The organism is Synechococcus sp. L2F (genome assembly GCF_024345695.1).
GTDB lineage: Bacteria > Cyanobacteriota > Cyanobacteriia > PCC-6307 > Cyanobiaceae > MW101C3.
In genome coordinates this window covers 38,383-56,672 of sequence record NZ_JAGQBP010000001.1, presented here as the reverse complement: position 1 = coordinate 56,672, position 18,290 = coordinate 38,383, and the positions used below count along the sequence as shown (strand labels likewise).

Here is an 18,290-nt window from a genome sequence, read left to right as displayed (position 1 = left end):
GCGCTCCGCTTCGCCAGGATGGGGACCTCAGCGTCAGGGCCCTGCCCAGGCCGCCCCAACCCAAACGTTCCGTGCCGTCATCCGTGCCGATATCCGCGCCGTCAACAGAGCCCGCACCAGCCGCGGCACCAGCGCCGACAACAGCTGAGCCGACAACAACCACGTTCGCGGCGTTCGCGCAGCGGGCCGACTACTCGCTGCTGGATTCGCTGCGCGCGGACCCGCAGGCCACGGTCGATGGCGTTGATCACCAGCCCCGTCAGGTGTTCTCCGGTCATTACGTGCCGGTCACGCCCACGCCGCTTCCAGCGCCGGAGCTGGTGGCACACAGCAGCACCCTCTTCAACGAGCTGGGCCTGAGCGAATCACTGGTCCACGACGACCAGTTCCGGCGGCTGTTTTCTGGCGACATCAACGCGGCCACAGAACCGATGCGGCCCTACGGCTGGGCCACCGGTTACGCCCTCTCGATCTACGGCAGCGAATACATCCAGCAGTGCCCGTTCGGCACCGGCAACGGCTACGGCGATGGCCGGGCCCTTTCCGTGTTCGAAGGGGTGTTCAACGGCCGGCGTTGGGAGATGCAACTGAAGGGCGGTGGGCCCACGCCCTATTGCCGTGGCGCCGATGGCCGCGCCGTGCTGCGCTCCAGCGTGCGCGAATTTCTGGCGCAGGAGTTCATGCACGCCCTGGGGGTGCCCACCTCCCGCTCCCTCACGCTCTATGTATCGCGATCCGAAACCGTGCGCCGGCCCTGGTACACACCGAACTCCCGCTCGTTCGATCCCGACATCCTGGTGAACGACCCGGCAGCGATCACCACGCGCGTGGCGCCCTCCTTCCTGCGGGTGGGCCAGCTGGAGCTGTTCGCCCGCCGCGTCCGCCGCCAGGCCCATCCGGAGGCGCTCAGCGAGTTGCGGATGATCGTGGCCCACCTGATCGAGCGCAACTACCGGCAGGAGCTTGATCCGGGTCTGCAGTTCAGCGACCAGGTGCTGGAGCTGGCGGCATTGTTCCGCGCGCGGCTCACTTCACTGGTGGCGAACTGGATCCGCGTGGGCTACTGCCAGGGGAATTTCAACAGCGACAACTGCGCGGCAGGCGGCTACACCCTCGACTACGGGCCCTTCGGCTTCTGTGAACTGTTCGATCCCAGATTTCAACCCTGGACCGGCGGCGGCGAGCATTTCAGCTTCTTCAGTCAACCGGCAGCGGCTGAAGCCAACTTCCAGATGTTCTGGTCCGCCCTGCGGCCACTGCTCGAGGACAACACGGAGGCCCTGGCCAGGCTGGATCAGATCCGCGACGGCTTCGCCGAAGCGATGCAGCAGGAGCTCGAGGCGATGTGGGCCAGCAAGCTCGGCCTGATCTCCTACGACACCACGTTGGTGAACGAGCTGCTGCAACTGATGGTGCACTCCAAGGTCGACTACACGATCTTTTTCCGCAGGCTGTCTGCCATTCCCGAGCAACTCTCCGCTCTGAATGAGAGCTTCTACCTGCCGAATTCAGATGAGCTCGATGCGCAATGGACGCAGTGGTTGCAACGTTGGCGTGCACAAGTCACGGCCAATGGCAACCTCAACGAGACATCTGCAGCGATGAAGCGTGTGAACCCTGCAGTGACCTGGCGTGAATGGCTGATCGCACCGGCTTATCAACAGGCTGCCGAAGGCGACACCACAGCGATCCAGGAGTTGCAGGCGGTGTTCCGCCATCCCTACGCAGAGTTGAGCCCGGAACTGGCGGCCACCTACGACCGCCTCAAGCCCAGGGAGTTCTTCAACGCCGGAGGAGTGTCCCACTACAGCTGCTCGTCCTGAGCCGAACCTGTCCACACCCAGCCGTGTGTCCATGCGGGGCAACAGCGAGTCCGTGCGCGTTCCCGCGGAGCTTCGCCAAGGTGATGCTGAGCTTCGATCAGGACTCAATCTCCTGCTCAAGCATTCCCTTCTCGGTCGTGTAGGCCAAGCCGTCTGTGCCGAGGCGCCGGTGGCGGGCGAAGCGGCGGGCGAAGGATCGTTTGCGATCGAGGCGCCCTGTGGGGGAGCTGGCGCTGCGCGCCCAGCCGGTGCGAAGGCTGTTGCGTTCCTCAATGGGCCGGTTGCGCCAGCGCAGGGCCGCCAGCCGCAGCAGCGGGATCGCGATCAGCAGAAGGGCGTAACCGATGCTGAACCAGGCCAGGCCCGCCAGCAGGGGCGGCGTGGGCCGAAGGATATCGAACAGCATCGGGGCGAGCAGAAGCAGGGCGCCGCTGAGCACGGCGTAGGCCCAGCGCACGTCCGAGCCTGCACGGCTGAAGACACACCGCCGCTCCCTCAGCGGTGGTGAGGGGCGATCCGCAGCAAGGGCCTGGCCACGGTCGTGTGCAGGCTTGGCGAGCCCGGAGCACACCTGCAGGCTTGGGAAGTGATAGGCAAACTCGCCCTGTTCACTCACCTCCGGGCGGCCATCGAAGCGCAGCAGCACCGGCAGCATCGCGGCATCGGCGATCTCACCGGCCCGTTCACCGTCGGCGGGCCGGCGGGGCAGATCCAGCAGAGGGGCCAGATCCTCGGCAATCACGGCTCCACCACGATGGGCGATGAAGCAGCCGATGCGGCGCCAACGCCGCTGCTCCAGGTTGCGGTTGGGATCGCCATCGCCGAAGAGCACCGAAAACAGCGACTCCAGAAGCTCCAGGTCGTCCTGGATGGCTTTCTGCCGTTGCAAGGCGACCGGATCATCATCCTGACGGCGGCGGCCCCTGGCGAGGCCGGCCACGCTGTCGCCCACGCCCAGCACAACGTGCAGCAGCAGACCAGCCATGGCTTTGAGGAACTCCGCGGAGGCCGGAATCCGGCCGGTCACCATCAGGCCAGTGACCAGCAGCAACGCCAGCAACGTCAGGAGCGTGCCGATCACAAGGCGAACCAGCCGGCTGGACTGCAGCCAGAGCCAGCCGAGCGTGACCCCCAACCGCAACCGCCAGGAACGCGCCAGCAACCTTCGCCAAAGATGGCGTGGGAAGTGATAAGCCACGCTGCCGTCGTCGCTCACCCGCAGAGTGGCCCCAACGGCTACCGCCAGCTCCAGCAGCTGGCGCTCCATCAGCTCCAGGGAGAGGCCCGTGCGGGATGCCGCCTCTCCAGCGGTGAGCGCCCCACCGCGCTCCCCCAGCAACCGCAATAGCTCAGGTTGAGCCGCAGTGAGACGGATCATCGAGGTTGTGGCAGTGGAGGATGGAACCGAGTATCAGCACCGCCGCGGAGTTCGGGTGGGAACGATGCTGCCCGGCGCGCGCCCAATCCCACGGGCCAACAAACAGGAAAGACAGCAACACCACCCCCAGCTGCAAGCAGGGCGGCAGCCACACGGGGGTTATCGCTGAGATGGTTGATGTCCGCGGTTGGTTGATGCGGTTCGTGAACACCTTGGTGGCGAGGGAGGACACCTGAACCAAGCTGCTGGTCTGGATCTGGATTCAGCGTTGGGCCCTTCACTGATGCTCCCACTCTGCACACGGCACCTGGGGATGATGACACTGGCCTTCTTTCTCGCTGGCTGTGAGCATCTCCTGAAGCCGAAGCCCTTTCTGCTGCGTTGCCAGCTCGAGGAAGGTTCGCTGAAGACCGTCCGCGTCAATCCCCGCCAGCAACAAGTACAGGAACTGGATCCCCGTACGTTGGACAGGACGAACACCTTCTGGAACTCCGACATCCCAGATCCGGCTGCGCGAGGTCTGGTGGATGAGATGCTCGTGAGGATCACCTCGCAGGAGGTTCACTGGGAGGTGAAACGGTATCGCCCCCAGATGGAGTGGGAGACCAACACCGTCGATCTCCAAAACCTCAGCTACAAGGGTGAAACCGGTTCGTTCACGGATCTTGAACCCGCCAAGTGGAACTCAAAGGGTGTCTGCCAGAAGCTCGATGATGTTCCTGACGCTTCTACCGGGGCTGAGTAGGGTCTACACCTTTTCGGCGACCAAGGCGTTGGCGGGTGGCCAAGCGGCCGTTCACCCTCGTGGCTCTCATCGCGGGCAAATCCCAGACACCGGAACGGCTCGGTGACACCCCCGGCCCGGCCGGCCTCGCGCCGGTGTTCTGGCTCTGCCAATGGAACCGAGAGGGGCCAAGGGCCAGGTCGCAGGTGCGGGTGGTGGGGGAGAAGAGGGCTTAGCTTTTGCGCAGGGTGATGAACAGTAGGTCGGTCGCGCAGGTCCGGTGCCAGATCACGCCTTCGCGGTGGATGCACAGGGCGTCGGCGGTGAGAGTGGCAATGGCTAAGTGGTGGGAGGATCCTTGTCCAACGCTGCCAAGAGAGAGCATCTCAGGCCAGGCAGGTCATTCTGGATCGAATCCCAGAGAATCAGCTGATCCACGGCTTCGTACACATAGATGATTCTGTTCCGTGTTCCAACGATGCGACGTACATCTGGAATGATCACGAGCACACTGGGATCGCCTTCAAGGGCCCGCTTGAGAGCCTCTCCGATGATTTCAAATTTGCGCTCCACAGCTGATTGGATCAGCTCATCGTCAAGGTAGTGGTTAAGCGTGCAGTTCTGGATGAAGCGTTCAATCGCCTCAATGGCCTCAAAGGCGTCAAGCAGGCGTTTCAGCGCCTCCCTTCGCATTTCAGAGTTCCAGGAGAAGCCGGCGTGAAGCGTCCACGTCGTTCCGGAAATAGGGATTGTGGATCATGGCTTCCGTCAAGAGATCTACCGGACGGCCGAAGAGGGCTTCCAATTCATCAGCGAAGGAACAGAAGCGCCGGGCGTAGCCCGGTTCCCGTTGGCCCGTCATCTGCACGATGAAGTCCAGGTCACTGCTGGCAGGGTCGAACAGGCCCTTCGCCGCCGAGCCGAACACTTCGAGACGATCCACGCCGTAACGGTTGCACAGGTGCCTGAGCGGCTCCAGCCGATCGGCCAGCAAGGGCAGCAGCGGGGCAACCGTTTCCATCGGGTCAGGCTAATGGGGCCCGGGTTTCCTTCACACCGCCAACGCCAACTCCGGCACAAACGCCGCCGGAATCGCCCTCTGCAGCCGCCAGCGAATCGCCATCGGCCGCTCGCCCTCATGGCTCACGTAATCCGCGAACCCCAGGCCCAGAAACGGCAGCGTCACCCCGCCGCGCTTGTTCTCCTCGCGCACGAACAGCATCACCCGACTGCCGCGCTCGTGGTGGTGGATGTATCTCTGCCCGGTGGCGGACGCTTCCCGGGTGAGGCTCTGGCTCTCCCAATGGAACTCCCACGGCGAGATGGCGACGTCGTTGTAGCGGGTGGTGGGGGAGAACAGGCGCTCGGATTTCTTGAGGGTGATGAAGAAGACGTCGCACTGGGTGGCTTCGTCAAAGAACACCCCCTCCCGGCCGGGAAAAGGGCGGGCCTCTTTCAGCAACCCAAACGCGGCGAACACCTCGGCGCGGGAGTAGCGACCGTGGAGTTTGAGGGGGATAGGGGGCGGATCGGCGCGGCCCCAGTCGAGCGGCGCCACCAGGTGGTCGGTGCGCTCGAGCAGCAGCGCGAACAGCTCCACCAGTTCGGCGCGGAGGTCGGCGGCGGCCCAGAGCCGGACGAGGGCCTCGGCCAGGGGCAGGTGCTGGCGGCCGCTGCCCCACAGCTGGGCCATCAGCATGCGCCAGCTGCGTTCCGTCTCCGGTTCGAAGCCCGCCGGATGGGGCGCGATGGCCCGCTGCAGCTGATCCACCAGCCAGCGCAACCGCTCCGGGTCATCGAGATGAAGCAGGCCGCTGGCAATCCCCCGCCCCAGCCGCTCCTCATCGCCGGTGGTCGCCCCCGCCGCCAACCACCCCAACTCCCGCTGCAGCAACGCCCAGGAGCCCGCCACCTTGTAGAACTCCCCCAGTTCCATCCCAAGCCCCTCCAGCAACCCGGCCAGCGAACAGCGCCTGAGGCGGCGGGCTTCGGCGAGCAGCTGCGGCCGGCGCGTGGGCAGCGACTCGCGCAGATTGGCCAGCACCCGCTCGCTCGACACCCGATCGAGCTGCAGGCTGCAGCCGGCCGGCAGGAAGGGAAAGCCCTCCTTGATCTGCTGTTCCAGCTGGTCGCGGGTGCCGCCGAGCAGGGCGCTGTAGCGCAGGTCGAAGCGGAAGCTCCGGTGGGCCTGACCGATGAAATCCAGCACCGTGAGGCAGCTCTTGCCCCGGCAGAGGCGCAGCCCGCGGCCGAGCTGCTGCAGGAACACGATCGCGCTCTCGGTGGGCCGCAGGAACAGCACCGTGTCGATCTCTGGGATGTCGAGGCCTTCGTTGAACAGTGGCTGTTTGCAGAAAAACCATCGCGAAGAGGATCTGCAGCTCGCCGCAGCGCAGGCGGCGGATCTGCTCGGCGCGTTGCTCCCGGTGGCTGGAAGCATCCAGGGCAGCGGCGCGCAGGCCGGCGGCCACGAACTTGCGGGCCATCCAATGGGCGTGCTCCACGCTCACGCAGAAGCCCAGGGCCCGCATCGAATCCAGGTTGGTGACCTTGTCTGCCAGTTCGCGCAGGACCAGGCGCAGGCGGGCATCGTCGGCTGTGTAGAGGTTGGTGAGAGCTTCGCTGGCGTAGCCATTGCGGCGCCACTCGATCTGCGACAGGTCGGTGCCGTCGTGGAGGCCGAAGTAGTGGAACGGGCACAGCAGGCCCTGCTCCAACGCGCTCCAGAGGCGCAGTTCGGCGGCGATGCGGCCGTCAAACCAATGGAGGATGTCCTCGCCGCCGGTGCGCTCGGGGGTGGCGGTGAGGCCCAGCAGCAGGGACGGCCTCAGGTGGGCCGGCCAGCGCTCGTAGCTGGCGGAGGCGGCGTGGTGGAACTCATCGACGATCACCACGTCGAACGTGCCCGGCGCCAGGTCCGCCGGATCCAGCCCAGCGAGCGACTGCACCGAGGCGAACACATGGCGCCACTGGCTGGGGCGCTGGCCATCCACCAGCAGTTCGCCGAAGGAGCCATCGCGCAGCACCTGCTGCAGGATCTCCTTGCGGTGGGCGATGAACAGCAGCCGGGGAGGTTCGGGGATGGGGAACTGCTCGGGGCACTAAGGGAAGGGGCGGCGGCCAGCTGAAGGTGAGTGATCCAGTCTCTTAACGGACGTCGGTAGATGTATTTAACGCTGAGGGTGAGCCCTTTCCGGCTGCCATGGACTGCCAGAATGAGCCCAGTAGGCGCCAGGGGAGCCAGAACCGCGTCTATTTGGGCAAATAGACGCGTTAGGACTTGACGGAGGCGTCTCCAGGGGCCACAATGGGGAGAATGCCGCTCCCAAACATGAAAAGCAGCCCAAAAGAAGCCACAAACGCAGAAAAATTCGTAATTCTTGCCGAAAAGCGTGTGCAAAAAGCCCTAGATGCCATTGAAAGCATTGGGAGGCTGAGCAACCGCTCTAATTATTCTTATAATGATGATCAGGTGAAAAAAATAAAAGCAGCCCTTACTGGGCAAGTCAACTCCGTGATGGCGCGCTTCGCGCCATCTGCTCCGGCATCCTCTGGCTTTTCTTTAAAATGAAGCAGTTCTCGCATCATATACTAGAAAGACAAATTGGGCTTTCGAGTGGTAATAGTGCTTCAAAGTCTTTATTGTCTCAGGGCTCAACTGCGCCGCTGTCCAGCAATGATAAGTTTGTACGCGAAACACTACAGAACTCTTGTGATGCGCAACTTCCAGGCTCACCGCAAGTGTTAATGGTGTACAGGTATTGCACTATTGATGTTCAGCACAGTCAGCTGATTCATAGCATTCTTGGATTTAATTCTGAAATACTGCCACGCATTATAGACGCAATTCCTGGTCTTGAAGAGACCACTAGTATTGATAGGATACTCTATATTGAAGACTATGGGACGACAGGCCTTGAGGAGCACTCTGAGAGCGGCAACATTCTAGATTCTAAGTTCGGAAGATTCTTTTATGGAGTAGGAGATAATGACGAGTCATCTGATAGCGGAGGCTCGTTTGGATATGGCAAGGCTGTCTATACAGACAAAAGCAAAATCAGAACCATTGTAGCCTACTCTTGTTATCAAGACCAAGAAGGAAACTCTCATAAACTGCTTTTTGGGGTTACAAGAAATAAGTCATTCACTTTCAAAGGCATTAAGTATCCCGGCTTCATTTTTCTATGCAGCAAAGAAGTTGGCCTGGCGTATGAAATGACCCCCTTTTGTGATAATGAAGCAGATGAGCTTGCAAGTAAGCTGGGCTTTGAAGTACGAACAGCTGAACAGACTGGTACTTCTGTTGCAATTTTTGGACCCCGCGAGACAGGTGATTGTGATCTAGATGAGATTAAAGCATCAGCAGAGAACTATTGGTGGAAGAAGATCATTGATGGTGAGCTTACCGTTTCAGTGTCTGATGATGGATTTGATGAAGCCTACGCTGATCCAACGTCAGCAAACCACTTAAAGCCATTTATTGATTGCTACCATATTGCCAGTGGTCGAAGAGATCCGCAAGAACCGATGGAGAAGAAAAAGATTTTAAAGGCTAGCTCTGCAACAGGGCTTTCTCCGGGAGTTTTTGCATACAAGCAAATAGATGTTAGCTCAGCTGATGAATGGACAAATGACTGCCTGTATACCAACAGTGTGGCGTTGATTCGAGCATCAGGAATGGTTGTCGAATACTGGAAGCCTCCATCTAGTGGAAGTTTTTTGAGCCCAGTCGCAGGTGTATTTTTTGCGAATAAAGAGCTAAACAAGTTGCTTCGATCCTCTGAGCCTGCTAGCCATTGGGGCTGGGACTCAAAGAGTGATCGCATTGAAGAGCAAGAGGAGTACCTTTATCTTCCCAAACCTGTTACACTTGAAGACGCGAGAAAAGAGATAGAGAGTATCGTCCGTCGAATTAATACTCATTTCCGGGAGTTTGCTGATGCATGTGCTCCAGCAAAAAAGGTGTCTAATGAAGATTTCAGGAAGATTGGCAAGCTATTAACCGAAATATTTGGAAGGGGCCTAAAACGGACCACATCTACCGCTAGTAGATTATGCAGTATTCAATATCCAGGACCCGCCGTAGGGGAAAACCCTCTTGGTGATCCACAGATGCCTTATTATGAAGAAACGGTCAGGGTATCGCTTAGTCCAAAGGTAAGTGACAGCGAGAGGGTGCTGTTGGTCTAACACTGGCTTGATGTGATGGGCGATGATAACGGGAGGCATAAGGTAGAAAAGCATTTAAGTGCCTTGATCAGTACAACTGCAGACACTGTTTCAGATGGTGATACAGTGATGTTCCGAATCACCAAGGATCCTGTAACCTTTGTGTTTCGCACAACAAGTGTTCCTTCCAGATTTAATCGCGAGACTCGAACGGAGGTACTTGAGCCTTGAAAACTTCCTTTATCGGCAGTGAAACAGGATCAGTTCTCTTTGCTGATGGAGCACAAGAGAAGTATCAACTCTTTAGTCCCTCCTACATTAAGCAGGATGCAGAGTCTTTAGTTGACCCTGCTCAGCTGCAGTTTGATGTAGCACCAGAGGACTTCTTTTCGAACGCGCCAAGACTAGTAGTCAGTTATGATATTTCAGTCTTGAACAAATTGCTTGCCCAGAATTCGGGATGCATAGACATGGCGATTATACTTAAGGAGCAACTATCCAGAAGGGCTACGTGCATTCATGAGCAGACTATAGACAGTAGTAGCTTAGAGACCGGCAATCTTGAGATTGACTTTGTTGAGGATCATTTTGGAGCCTTTAGCTTGACTGGCGATGTTTATGTGGATATTGTCGCTACAGTTGCGGATGAGGCATGGGTGAAGAGGCTAATCGGTTTTAAACGATTTAATCTTATGTTTGGCATTGGGAAGGGCTTGTTTACCCCAATTCCCAAGCCTCCTGACTTCTTTGAACAAAATGGGGCAGGTAAGGATACATTATGGCTTGTCAGTCTAGTGGCTACAGGGCCCTCATCCTTCACGGATATTATGGCAAGTGACATAATTCAAGTTTTCATAAACGAAGATTCCGCAGTCAAGTTTGGGAGGCTCTGTAATGCTGGTGTCGCAGGAGACCTATTGGCCCGTCTATTTGTAGTTGACGTAGTCTCTGAAGCAGTAAGTGCACTCTTCAGTTTCTGCACAGACTTGCCAACAGAAGTCATAAGTGGTTCAATCTGTTCAAAGCTATTAACACGGATGGGTCTAGATAAACCAGAAGACTACATGGAGTTTCGGAACCGATGGATTAATAATCCTTCCATCGTAAGGGCTAGGGTTCAAGACATGTGCACCTTGTCAAGTACTGCACGAACAACTACACGCTAGACTATGTACTCCATCATCCCATCTGAGAATGTTGATCACGCTTTCTCTCGTCTTGTCGCTGATCCGGGTTCCTTCAGGGTTGAAGAGTTTGCCGTTTCAGCAGTATCTGAGGTAAATATTGATAATTCTATTATAATTAGGTTAAAGTCAGAGATAACCAAGCTCTATGAGGGGGTTGAGATCAAGACGGTTCGGTCTGATGATTGGAACGAGATTGACGGCCAAACTGCGGCGTTGCTTCATCAAGGCTTGCCAAACCTATCGTCAAAGATTGCGGTATCGCCTAACTTCTGGATCTTTGTCTCTCTTTATATGAGAGATATTGTTTATCGGCGCTATTGCTATGGTTCATGGGATGAGCTAAGTGGAGTTCATTTTGGTGAGCGAATATACGACTCACTGTTGCCCCGTCTTTGGCACCGTGCCTCTCTTTCAATAGATTGTAAGAACGATGATCCTTATTGGCTTGCTAAAAGGGGAGGAAGCGACTACTGGAGCTCATTTGTTTTAAGAGCAATCTATTCGCAGTCTCCACAGCTAATTCGGGCATTAACACGCTTCTTTTATGATCCTGAGGAAACCCAGTTTCGAACTCAAGATGTGACCAGTAAGTCAGAAATCATTCGGATGTTGGGCCCTGAGATCCGCAAGCAACACTCAATTACACCATTTGAAGTTCTAACAGAGGCTGAGTGCGATACCGTGATTCATGGCTTAGCTGCTAGTCTTGGGATCACCCGGGTTGAAGAGCGTAATCAGTGAAACAAGCAATCGACATTGAATACTTCCTTTCGTCAAAAGGGCTGTTTCAAGAAATATCGTTCCAGACTGAGAAAGGCCTATATAAATCTGAATCCTACATCCCTGGCGCGAGTGTACGAAGTGGAGAAACTTTTATTGATGCATGGGATCGACTAATTCTGCAGGGGCATTGCTCACAGCCCCTAGCTCGTCATCTGAATCCCATCAGAGTTGTTGACTTGTTCTGCGGCTGTGGTGGGTTCACCGAAGGCATAAAGCAAGCATTTAACTCAGCAGGATTTAACGTTGAAATTACAGCAGCCGTTGATATAGACGAAAGTGCTCTTTCTCTTTACACCCTGAACCATTCCCCGCTGGTCTCATTCTCAAAGGACGTCAACGATCTAGCGCGGTGTGTTTTTCGCCAGAATATTGACAACACTCTTTCACTACATGATCCCAGCTTTCAGAATATCGGTATTGAAACACTTGAAATCCTAATGCAGGGTTGCGATGTCTTGTTGGCTGGCCCACCATGCCAGGGACATTCGAACCTGAATAATCATTCAAGGCGCAATGACCCGAGAAATAACTTGTATCTGGCTGTTGCGACTTATGCCGCTTTGCTCTCTCCCAAGGTTATTGCCATAGAGAATGTATCTAGTGTTCTCAAAGATCGCAGCGGAAATGTTCATAAGACACATATGCTTCTGGAGTCACTTGGCTATTCGGTCCACTCTGTTCTGGTAAAAGGAATTGAAGTTGGCTTGCCGCAGACTCGTAACAGACACTTTACAATTGCTTATAACTCCGAGGGTATTAACCCTAGAGCATTGATGAAAAGTTATTCTTCGTACTTTCTTAGGCCACGAAGTGTTTCATGGGCGCTGCAAATGCCGCCAACCGTATGTGATCTGCAAAATTGCTTTTACACTCCTTCTGCCCCAAGTAAGCAAAATCTGGAGCGCATCAACTGGCTACATGATATGAATGTGTACGATCTCCCGTTCGACCATCGACCAGTATGTCATCATGAAAATCATAACTATAAGTCTGTTTATGGTAGATTATGTCCTGATCTGCCTAGTGGAACTATAACTACGGGCTTTAACTCGCCGGGGCGAGGTAGGTTTGTCCATCCATCAGAACGACGAGTTATCACGGCCTGCGAGGCCTCCTTGATTCAAGGCTTCCCAACGAGCTATAAATTCTATACTGATGGACTTATGCCTTCTAGAAATGTTCATTCTAAGGTCATTGGTGATGCTGTGTCTCCTATGATGGCACGGGCAGTTGGCAACCTTCTGGCTGTGCAGATTGCATCTGAGTTTTCTTCGGAAGACACTAACCCAGATCTGCTTTCAGTTGCTGCTTAGAGCCGCTGACACGATTCTGAAGCAGTGGGCATGGCAGTGCCATTTTGCAACCCTCATATCCACCGTCTAACCCGTGGAGGGTGTTGGATCCCAATCAATTTCAAGAATTGCTAACGATTGGACACGTCAGGAAGTCGAAGTAACCGTGGCTGATTATTTCGCCATGCTTGCCGCAGAACTCGCTGGGGTTCCCTACAGCAAGGCGGCGCACCGGCGTGGGCTCATTCAGCACCTGACTCATCGATCTGAGCAGTCCATTGAGTTCAAGTACGCCAATATTAGTGCGGCACTGATCGATCTTGGATTTCAGTACATTCGAGGCTACAAGCCACGGTCGAGTTATCAGGGGCTACTGCTTGAAGTGGTTTCGGAGAGTCTTGCATCAAACAAGCAGCTTCAGAGTATCGCGGCAGTAGATTCGGAACGTCCAATTGTGGTGCCTGAGGTTGATAACATACTTTCAGTGGTAACTCGGCCTCCGGCCCGGCGGCCTCAAGACGTAGGCCATAGGTCCAGGCAGGATATGAAGCTTCGCGTCTGCAGTTCAGTAAACTATTTGGAGAGAGAAGCGCGTAATCGCTCTCTAGGATCTGCCGGCGAGCTTTTCGTCCTTCACTATGAGCGGGCGAGACTAAGTAGTCTGGGCAAGGAAGGGCTTGCCGCTAAAATTGAACATACCTCCAGCGACCGTGGGGATGGTGCTGGTTTCGACATTCTTTCCTATGATGAGACAGGGGCTGAAAGGCTGATTGAGGTAAAGACTACGAAGTATGGCAAGGAGACTCCATTCTATGTGTCGCAAAATGAGCTTGCCGTCTCAGAGTCCGAGGCGCATCGCTACCATCTCTATTGCTTATTTGGGTTTGCCGTGAAGCCACGTCTTTTTACGTTGCCTGGGGCTCTCTCTGCGACATGCCGGCTTTCCCCTTCAACCTATCTGGCTATGGTCCAATAGTTTCAAAACATTATGACGAAGCAGGTTCTGCAGTTCATTCTTCGGCGCTAGGTGTTCGCAGACTTCACCAGTGACTAATTGCTTGTCTCATTGCCACTGTTTCTCCGAAATAATTTTCCGCACTCCACCCTGTGGCTGCTCACAATCCCCCTCTCGCCTAGGAATCAGATGCCAGTGCGCATGAAACACCTTACGCCCGGCCGCTTCGCCTGAGTTGAGCCCCACATTCCATCCGCTGATCATTGCGTCCAGAGCACTGAGCTGCTCCCTCCGCGCCTTCAGAAGTTCTACCACCGCGTTCCACTCCGGCTGGTGCAGCTCCACCCCGTCGGCCACATGCCGACGCAGGATCACCTGGCTTTGCCCCTCTCTCACCGGGTAGGCATCGGCGATGCAGAGCGCCAGCTCGTTCTCCAACAGCACCCGGCCGCTGTCCTCCAGCGCGCAGAACACACAGCCCGCTTCGCGGTGGCCGTTGCTGGACAGCAGACCGCGGAAGTCGGTGGAGTCGGTGTCGCGCTTACCGGCGTTGCAGCGGAAGCAGAGCGCCTGCAGGTTGCTGATGGCGTCGGATCCGCCCTGGTTTTTGGGGATGATGGGTGCCACCTCCAGGGCGCGCTGGTGCTCGTGCGCACCGCAGCACTCGCAGCGGCCCCGGGCGCGGGTGAGCACCTTGTATTTCACCGAGCCGCTGACCGGGCTGCGGTGGCGGCTGCGGTGGGCAAACACCTCTTCGCCGCGCTGCTCGCGGAAGGCATCGAGGCGCTGGCGGCACAGCTGCTGCAGCTCATCGCGCTCGGCATCGCTCAGCTCGTCGCCGCCGATCAGGCTGTAGGCGCCGTTGCCGTAGGCGGTGATGCCGTTGCCGGTGAGCACCTTGCCCACCATCCGCTTCACCCGCTCGGTGTAGTAGTCGATCTGGGTCACGTGTTCGCCCAGGATCCGCCGAGCCACGTCCTGCGCTGGGGCGGGGCTGCGGCGGCCGAGGAGCTCCATCAGCATCAATGGCTGGTAGATGTGGCTCATTCGCATGCGTTCGGCGATGTAGTGCCGCAGGCGTTCGTAGGTGGTGGAGGGGGGCGGGGACATGGGGGCATCCTGGCCGCCTGGGACGGGGGGTGGCACTTGTAGACGAGAAGACCATCACCCTCCGATGGTCGTCCCACACCAATCGGCAAGCCCAGCCGCGGTACCTACGATGCGACCAGTGAAGGCCGGCCAGATCGTGCGTACCTACTCCGCCGTGATCGAACGCTGCAGCGAGACAGGTCTGCTTGTGGGCCATGTGCCTGGCTTCCCCGGCGCCCACAGCCAGGGGGCGACGCTCGACGAGCTGCAGGCCAATCTCCAGGAGGTGATCGCCATGCTGCTGGAGGACGGCGAGCCGAGCCTGGAGAGCGATTTCGTCGGCCTACAGCAGATCGTTGTCCCGGCTTGAACGTGGGCTCGACACCGGTTCTCAAGCCCTCGGAGGTGGTCGGCATCCTGCGGAAACTGGGTTTTGAGCTTGTCCGTCAACGCGGATCCCATCTGCAGTTCCGCGATGGACGTGGACGCGGCACCACCGTTCCAGCCCATCAGGGCCGCGACATCGCGCCACCGCTGCTTCGTCAGATCGCCAAGGACATCGGCATGACCATGGAGGAATTCCTTGGCTACCGGTGAACCTGGCAGCTGCCCATAGCCCTTGGGGCACAGCTCTGGAAGCTCATCGCTTGCCCCTCAATCACCAGGTCGGCAACGGCGATGCAGAGCGCCAGTTCGTTCTCCAGCAGCACCCGGCCGCTGCCCTCCAGCGCGCAGAACACACAGCCCGCTACGCGGTGGCCGTCGCTAGCCAGCAGGCCGTGAAAGTCGGTGCGCCCTCTTGCGTAGGCACACAGCCGTCGCGCTTGCCGGTGTTGCAGCGGAAGCAGAGCGCCTGCAGGTTGCTGATGGCGTCGGAGCCGCCCTGGCTTTTGGGGATGAGGTGGTCCACCTCCAGGGCCCGCTGGTGCTCATGCGCGCCGCAGCTTTCGCAGCAGCCCCGGGCGCATCGGTAAACCCGGTACTTCGCTGAGCCGCTGATCGGGCTGCGGTGGCGGCTGCGGTGGGCCAACACCTCGTCGCCGCGCTGCTCGCGGAAGGCAAGGCATCGAGGCGCTGGCAGCAGAGCTCCAGCAGCGCGTCGCGCTCGGCGTCGCTCAGCTCGTCGCCGCCGATCAGGCTGTAGGCGCCGTTGCCATAGGCGGTGATGCCGTTGCTGGTGAGCACCTTGCCCACCATGCGCTGCCCTGGATCCGCCGGGCCACGTCCTGCGCTGGGGCGGGGCTGTTCTGTTCCTCCCCAGCAGCTCCATGAGCATGAGGGGTTGGTAGATGTGGCGCATGCGCATGCGCTCGGCGATGTACTCGCGCAGGCGCTGGTAGGTGCTGGAGGGGGGCGGGGGCATGGGGGAATCCTGGCGGGTGTGACAGGGGGTGGCACTTTTAGGGGGAGGAACACAGGCAAGCCAGGCCGCCATGTCAGCGCGTGATCGCCTTAGCCCGGCCCCACTGCCTGGCGTGCCTACGTCCAGCGGGGGTAAGGTGACGGTGTGATCAGGTCGTTTCGTTGCCGCGACACCCAGGCCCTCTTTGAAGGGAAGCCGGGGCGCCGCTTTGGAAGCTTCGCTCGCGTGGCGTTCCACAAGCTCGCCATCCTTGATGCGGCCGCCTGCCTCAACGATCTACAAGTTCCACCAGGCAATCGCCTGGAGCCGCTCAGGGGTAACCGCCATGGCCAGCACAGCATCCGTATCAACGACCAGTTCCGGCTCTGCTTTGTCTGGACGGAAGCCGGGCCAGAGGAGGTCGAGATCGTTGACTACCACTGAAGTGATGCTCGTGCCCCCGGGCGAGGTGCTGCTGGAGGAGTTTCTGCGGCCAATGGGGATCAGTCAGTACCGGTTGGCGCTGGCGATCGGCGTACCGGAGAGCCGCATCAACGCAATCGTCAAAGGACGGCGGGCGATCACTGCCGACACCGATCTGCGCCTGTGCCGTTTCTTCGGTCTGAGCGAGGGCTTCTGGCTGCGGATGCAAGGGAGTCATGATCTGAAGCAGGCCAAGCAGGTCTTGGCAAGCGTGCTGCCGGCGATCGTGCCAATCCAATCAATGGCGTGAGCGGGCCTGGCGGTTCAGTGCCAGCAGATGCCGCCCTCTGCGTCGCTCAGCTGCTCGCCGCCCACCAGGGCGACGGTGCCCTTCTCGCAGCGGGTGATGCCGTTGCCGGTGAGCACCTTGCGCATCCCATGATCCGGCGGGGGCCACGTCCTGCGCGGGGGCTGGGTTGCTCCTCCCCAGCAGCTCCATGAGCATCAGCGGTTGGTCAATGGGGCTCATGCGCATGCGTTCGGCGAAGAACGCGCGCAGGCGAAGGAAGGCAGCGGAGGGGCTGGAGGCCATGGAGTGATGGTGGCGGCTGCAGCCAACCCGGCTCCGGGTGTTGGTGTGCCGCCGCAGTCCCTTACCCCTGCTCTCGTCCGTCGCGTGGACAAGGGCCTGTCGTTGTGAGGGTGGACGGCAGGCAGACGGGAGAGAACCGGGATCCAACAGCCTGTCCCGAGGACGGGGGCCTTCTGGTTCGGAGATGCCCCAGAGAGCTGATGTGTCACCCCTTCCCGCCAGGCCCTGCGCCGCTGGGGCAACAGCCTCGGCACCCGCTTGCCCGCCTCCATCGCCCGGGAGGCTCAGCTTCAGGTGGATCAGAGCGTGGAACTCTCCGTTGTGGAGGGAGGCGTGATGATCCGGCCGGTGCAGCCTCGCCTGTCCCTGGCCGAACGGCTTGAGGCCTACGAGCCCATGGCTGGCGAACCCACCGAGGCCATGGCCTTCCGTCCGGTTGGTGCAGAGGTCATCGAGTGAGTCCCCGCCGTGCCGTCCAAGGCTGGGTTCCCATCGCTCTGTGCTCTGCCAGCAGCCCAAATCCCTCGACTGGCGCGCCAGGGGCGCTCGCCCCCATCCGATCGGGCGACTGAACGACTCCCAGCTGGAGGAGGTGATGGCGATCGTGGGGCAGATCCTTGGGTTGGTGGTGTAGGCCTTCGCCAAGGTGGCCGCACGGGAGCTCCTCGCGCTCGCTATCCGATCACGTTCACGGTGTTGCCGTAGCGCCGCAACCGGCGGTCCGCTGTCAGCAGCAGCATGGGTTCCGTCCTGCTCTGGCACACCAGCAGCCGATCAAAGGGATCGCGATGGTCGGCATCGGCCTCTAGCTCCGCCACCGCCAGCAGATGGGCGTTGCGAATCGGCAACCAGCGAAAGCCCTGCAGCGGCACCTGGCGCTCCAACTCGGGCAGATCCACTTGCAAGCGGCCGATCGACACCTTGATCGCCATCTCCCAAAGCGAGGCCTGACTGACGAACACCTCCGCCTCCGGGGCCTGCACGCGCTCCACCACAGGCTCCGGCAGTCGCGGATCGTCATTCAGCCACCACAGAACCACGTGGGTGTCGAGCAGCAGCCGCGTCACTGCAGCGCCTCGAACAGGCCATCCAGTGGCGCATCGAAGTCAGCACCGAGCTGGATCTGGCCGCGCATGGCCCCGGGCGCTGCCACAGGCTGGGCTTGAGCCTTCCAGCTCACCAGCCGTGCAATCGGCACGCCGGCCCGGGCAATCACCACCTCCTCTCCCTGCTCCACCACATGCAGCAGCTGGGAGAGCTGGGTCTTGGCCTGGTGGATGTTCACCGGCTCCATGGGGGATCGCCCTGAACTAAGTCTTAGTTTAGTCCACCCATCGCAGCGGCGACGTCCACTGCGATGCAAAAGAGCCACCAGCCGCTATCCCCTGGAGCGACCCCTCCTGGCGTGCGTCGTTTAGCTCGGCCCGAACGTTCGTCGTCGCCGACGAGGAGAACCCCGTTGCCGGCTATTTCAGCCTCACCGTGGTCCAGAGGTCGACATGGTGGAGGCGCCAGAGCGCATCCGTCAGGGCA

The 18,290-nt window shown here is 58.9% G+C and carries 23 protein-coding genes and 1 pseudogene; 14 read left to right on the top strand and 10 right to left on the bottom strand.

Annotated features, from left to right (window positions below; all coding sequences use genetic code 11):
* Positions 1-89: 89 nt before the first annotated feature.
* Positions 90-1,823, top strand: a complete 1,734-nt coding sequence (locus KBZ19_RS00310) for a YdiU family protein (RefSeq protein ID WP_255100009.1) — start codon at positions 90-92, stop codon at positions 1,821-1,823.
* Positions 1,824-1,920: 97 nt separating this feature from the next.
* Here KBZ19_RS00310 and KBZ19_RS00305 read toward each other — a convergent pair whose 3' ends face one another.
* Together KBZ19_RS00305 and KBZ19_RS00300 are read right to left on the bottom strand one after the other, a co-directional pair.
* The gene (locus KBZ19_RS00305; protein ID WP_255099261.1) at positions 1,921-3,201 is read right to left on the bottom strand and encodes a hypothetical protein; all 1,281 of its coding nucleotides are present in this window, start codon (positions 3,199-3,201) and stop codon (positions 1,921-1,923) included.
* Positions 3,173-3,433, bottom strand: coding sequence for a hypothetical protein (locus KBZ19_RS00300; RefSeq protein ID WP_255099260.1), 261 nt, complete (start codon positions 3,431-3,433; stop codon positions 3,173-3,175). The genes KBZ19_RS00305 and KBZ19_RS00300 overlap by 29 nt, the downstream gene beginning before the upstream one ends.
* 84 nt (positions 3,434-3,517) lie before the next feature.
* On the opposite strand from KBZ19_RS00300, the gene KBZ19_RS00295 reads away from it, so the two are divergent.
* Positions 3,518-3,946, top strand: a complete 429-nt coding sequence (locus KBZ19_RS00295; RefSeq protein WP_255099259.1) for a hypothetical protein — start codon at positions 3,518-3,520, stop codon at positions 3,944-3,946.
* 318 nt (positions 3,947-4,264) lie between these two features.
* On the opposite strand, the gene KBZ19_RS00290 is transcribed toward KBZ19_RS00295, so the two are convergent.
* The 4 genes and pseudogenes from KBZ19_RS00290 to KBZ19_RS00275 form a co-directional block, all read right to left on the bottom strand.
* Positions 4,265-4,618, bottom strand: coding sequence for a DUF86 domain-containing protein (locus KBZ19_RS00290; RefSeq protein ID WP_255099258.1), 354 nt, complete (start codon positions 4,616-4,618; stop codon positions 4,265-4,267).
* Between the two features lies 1 nt (position 4,619).
* Positions 4,620-4,919, bottom strand: coding sequence for a nucleotidyltransferase family protein (locus KBZ19_RS00285; RefSeq protein WP_255099257.1), 300 nt, complete (start codon positions 4,917-4,919; stop codon positions 4,620-4,622).
* A 57-nt stretch (positions 4,920-4,976) separates the two neighbouring features.
* A complete protein-coding gene (locus tag KBZ19_RS00280; protein ID WP_255099256.1) occupies positions 4,977-6,227 on the bottom strand; it encodes a DUF3427 domain-containing protein in 1,251 nt (416 codons plus the stop codon).
* A 544-nt stretch (positions 6,228-6,771) separates the two neighbouring features.
* Positions 6,772-6,951, bottom strand: a pseudogene (locus KBZ19_RS00275) (DEAD/DEAH box helicase family protein); the annotation flags it as partial.
* Positions 6,952-7,256: 305 nt separating this feature from the next.
* Between KBZ19_RS00275 and KBZ19_RS00270 the strand changes: the two are divergent.
* From KBZ19_RS00270 to KBZ19_RS15050, 6 genes are all read left to right on the top strand, one after another.
* Positions 7,257-7,496, top strand: coding sequence for a hypothetical protein (locus KBZ19_RS00270; RefSeq protein WP_255099255.1), 240 nt, complete (start codon positions 7,257-7,259; stop codon positions 7,494-7,496).
* Positions 7,493-9,115, top strand: a complete 1,623-nt coding sequence (locus tag KBZ19_RS00265) for a hypothetical protein (RefSeq protein WP_255099254.1) — start codon at positions 7,493-7,495, stop codon at positions 9,113-9,115. The genes KBZ19_RS00270 and KBZ19_RS00265 overlap by 4 nt, the downstream gene beginning before the upstream one ends.
* A 206-nt stretch (positions 9,116-9,321) precedes the next feature.
* Positions 9,322-10,260, top strand: a complete 939-nt coding sequence (locus KBZ19_RS00260; protein ID WP_255099253.1) for a hypothetical protein — start codon at positions 9,322-9,324, stop codon at positions 10,258-10,260.
* 3 nt (positions 10,261-10,263) lie between these two features.
* Positions 10,264-11,022: a DUF6339 family protein gene (locus tag KBZ19_RS00255; protein ID WP_255099251.1), complete on the top strand. Its 759-nt coding sequence runs from the start codon at positions 10,264-10,266 to the stop codon at positions 11,020-11,022.
* Positions 11,019-12,377 carry a DNA cytosine methyltransferase gene (locus KBZ19_RS00250; RefSeq protein WP_255099250.1) on the top strand — a complete coding sequence of 453 codons (1,359 nt, stop codon included), beginning with the start codon at positions 11,019-11,021 and terminating at the stop codon, positions 12,375-12,377. The genes KBZ19_RS00255 and KBZ19_RS00250 overlap by 4 nt, the downstream gene beginning before the upstream one ends.
* Positions 12,378-12,450: 73 nt before the next feature.
* Positions 12,451-13,332 carry a DUF3883 domain-containing protein gene (locus tag KBZ19_RS15050; RefSeq protein ID WP_255099249.1) on the top strand — a complete coding sequence of 294 codons (882 nt, stop codon included), beginning with the start codon at positions 12,451-12,453 and terminating at the stop codon, positions 13,330-13,332.
* Positions 13,333-13,419: 87 nt separating this feature from the next.
* Here KBZ19_RS15050 and KBZ19_RS00240 read toward each other — a convergent pair whose 3' ends face one another.
* Positions 13,420-14,421: an HNH endonuclease gene (locus tag KBZ19_RS00240; protein ID WP_255099248.1), complete on the bottom strand. Its 1,002-nt coding sequence runs from the start codon at positions 14,419-14,421 to the stop codon at positions 13,420-13,422.
* 109 nt (positions 14,422-14,530) lie between these two features.
* On the opposite strand from KBZ19_RS00240, the gene KBZ19_RS00235 reads away from it, so the two are divergent.
* Positions 14,531-14,770: a type II toxin-antitoxin system HicB family antitoxin gene (locus tag KBZ19_RS00235; protein WP_255099247.1), complete on the top strand. Its 240-nt coding sequence runs from the start codon at positions 14,531-14,533 to the stop codon at positions 14,768-14,770.
* 35 nt (positions 14,771-14,805) lie between these two features.
* On the top strand, positions 14,806-14,997 hold the full coding sequence (locus KBZ19_RS00230) for a type II toxin-antitoxin system HicA family toxin (RefSeq protein WP_255099246.1): 192 nt from the start codon (positions 14,806-14,808) through the stop codon (positions 14,995-14,997).
* A 151-nt stretch (positions 14,998-15,148) separates the two neighbouring features.
* On the opposite strand, the gene KBZ19_RS00225 is transcribed toward KBZ19_RS00230, so the two are convergent.
* On the bottom strand, positions 15,149-15,763 hold the full coding sequence (locus KBZ19_RS00225) for an HNH endonuclease (RefSeq protein ID WP_255099245.1): 615 nt from the start codon (positions 15,761-15,763) through the stop codon (positions 15,149-15,151).
* A gap of 225 nt (positions 15,764-15,988) precedes the next feature.
* Here KBZ19_RS00225 and KBZ19_RS00220 point away from each other — a divergent pair, with 225 nt between their 5' ends.
* The 4 genes from KBZ19_RS00220 (at position 15,989) to KBZ19_RS00205 (ending at position 17,391) form a co-directional block, all read left to right on the top strand.
* Positions 15,989-16,186, top strand: coding sequence for a type II toxin-antitoxin system RelE/ParE family toxin (locus KBZ19_RS00220; protein WP_315856303.1), 198 nt, complete (start codon positions 15,989-15,991; stop codon positions 16,184-16,186).
* Between the two features lie 4 nt (positions 16,187-16,190).
* On the top strand, positions 16,191-16,475 hold the full coding sequence (locus tag KBZ19_RS00215) for a HigA family addiction module antitoxin (protein ID WP_255099242.1): 285 nt from the start codon (positions 16,191-16,193) through the stop codon (positions 16,473-16,475).
* Positions 16,476-16,982: 507 nt separating this feature from the next.
* Complete coding sequence (locus KBZ19_RS00210; RefSeq protein ID WP_255100008.1) at positions 16,983-17,216, top strand: AbrB/MazE/SpoVT family DNA-binding domain-containing protein; 234 nt, start codon at positions 16,983-16,985, stop codon at positions 17,214-17,216.
* A 40-nt stretch (positions 17,217-17,256) separates the two neighbouring features.
* Positions 17,257-17,391 (top strand): hypothetical protein, encoded by a 135-nt coding sequence (locus KBZ19_RS00205; RefSeq protein ID WP_255099241.1) that lies wholly within the window; start codon positions 17,257-17,259, stop codon positions 17,389-17,391.
* 40 nt (positions 17,392-17,431) lie between these two features.
* Here the strand turns inward: KBZ19_RS00205 and KBZ19_RS00200 are convergent, their stop codons facing one another.
* Positions 17,432-17,824 carry a type II toxin-antitoxin system VapC family toxin gene (locus tag KBZ19_RS00200; RefSeq protein WP_255099240.1) on the bottom strand — a complete coding sequence of 131 codons (393 nt, stop codon included), beginning with the start codon at positions 17,822-17,824 and terminating at the stop codon, positions 17,432-17,434.
* Positions 17,821-18,051, bottom strand: a complete 231-nt coding sequence (locus tag KBZ19_RS00195) for a type II toxin-antitoxin system Phd/YefM family antitoxin (protein WP_255099239.1) — start codon at positions 18,049-18,051, stop codon at positions 17,821-17,823. Before KBZ19_RS00195 ends, KBZ19_RS00200 begins: the two co-directional genes overlap by 4 nt.
* Positions 18,052-18,290 lie beyond the last annotated feature (239 nt).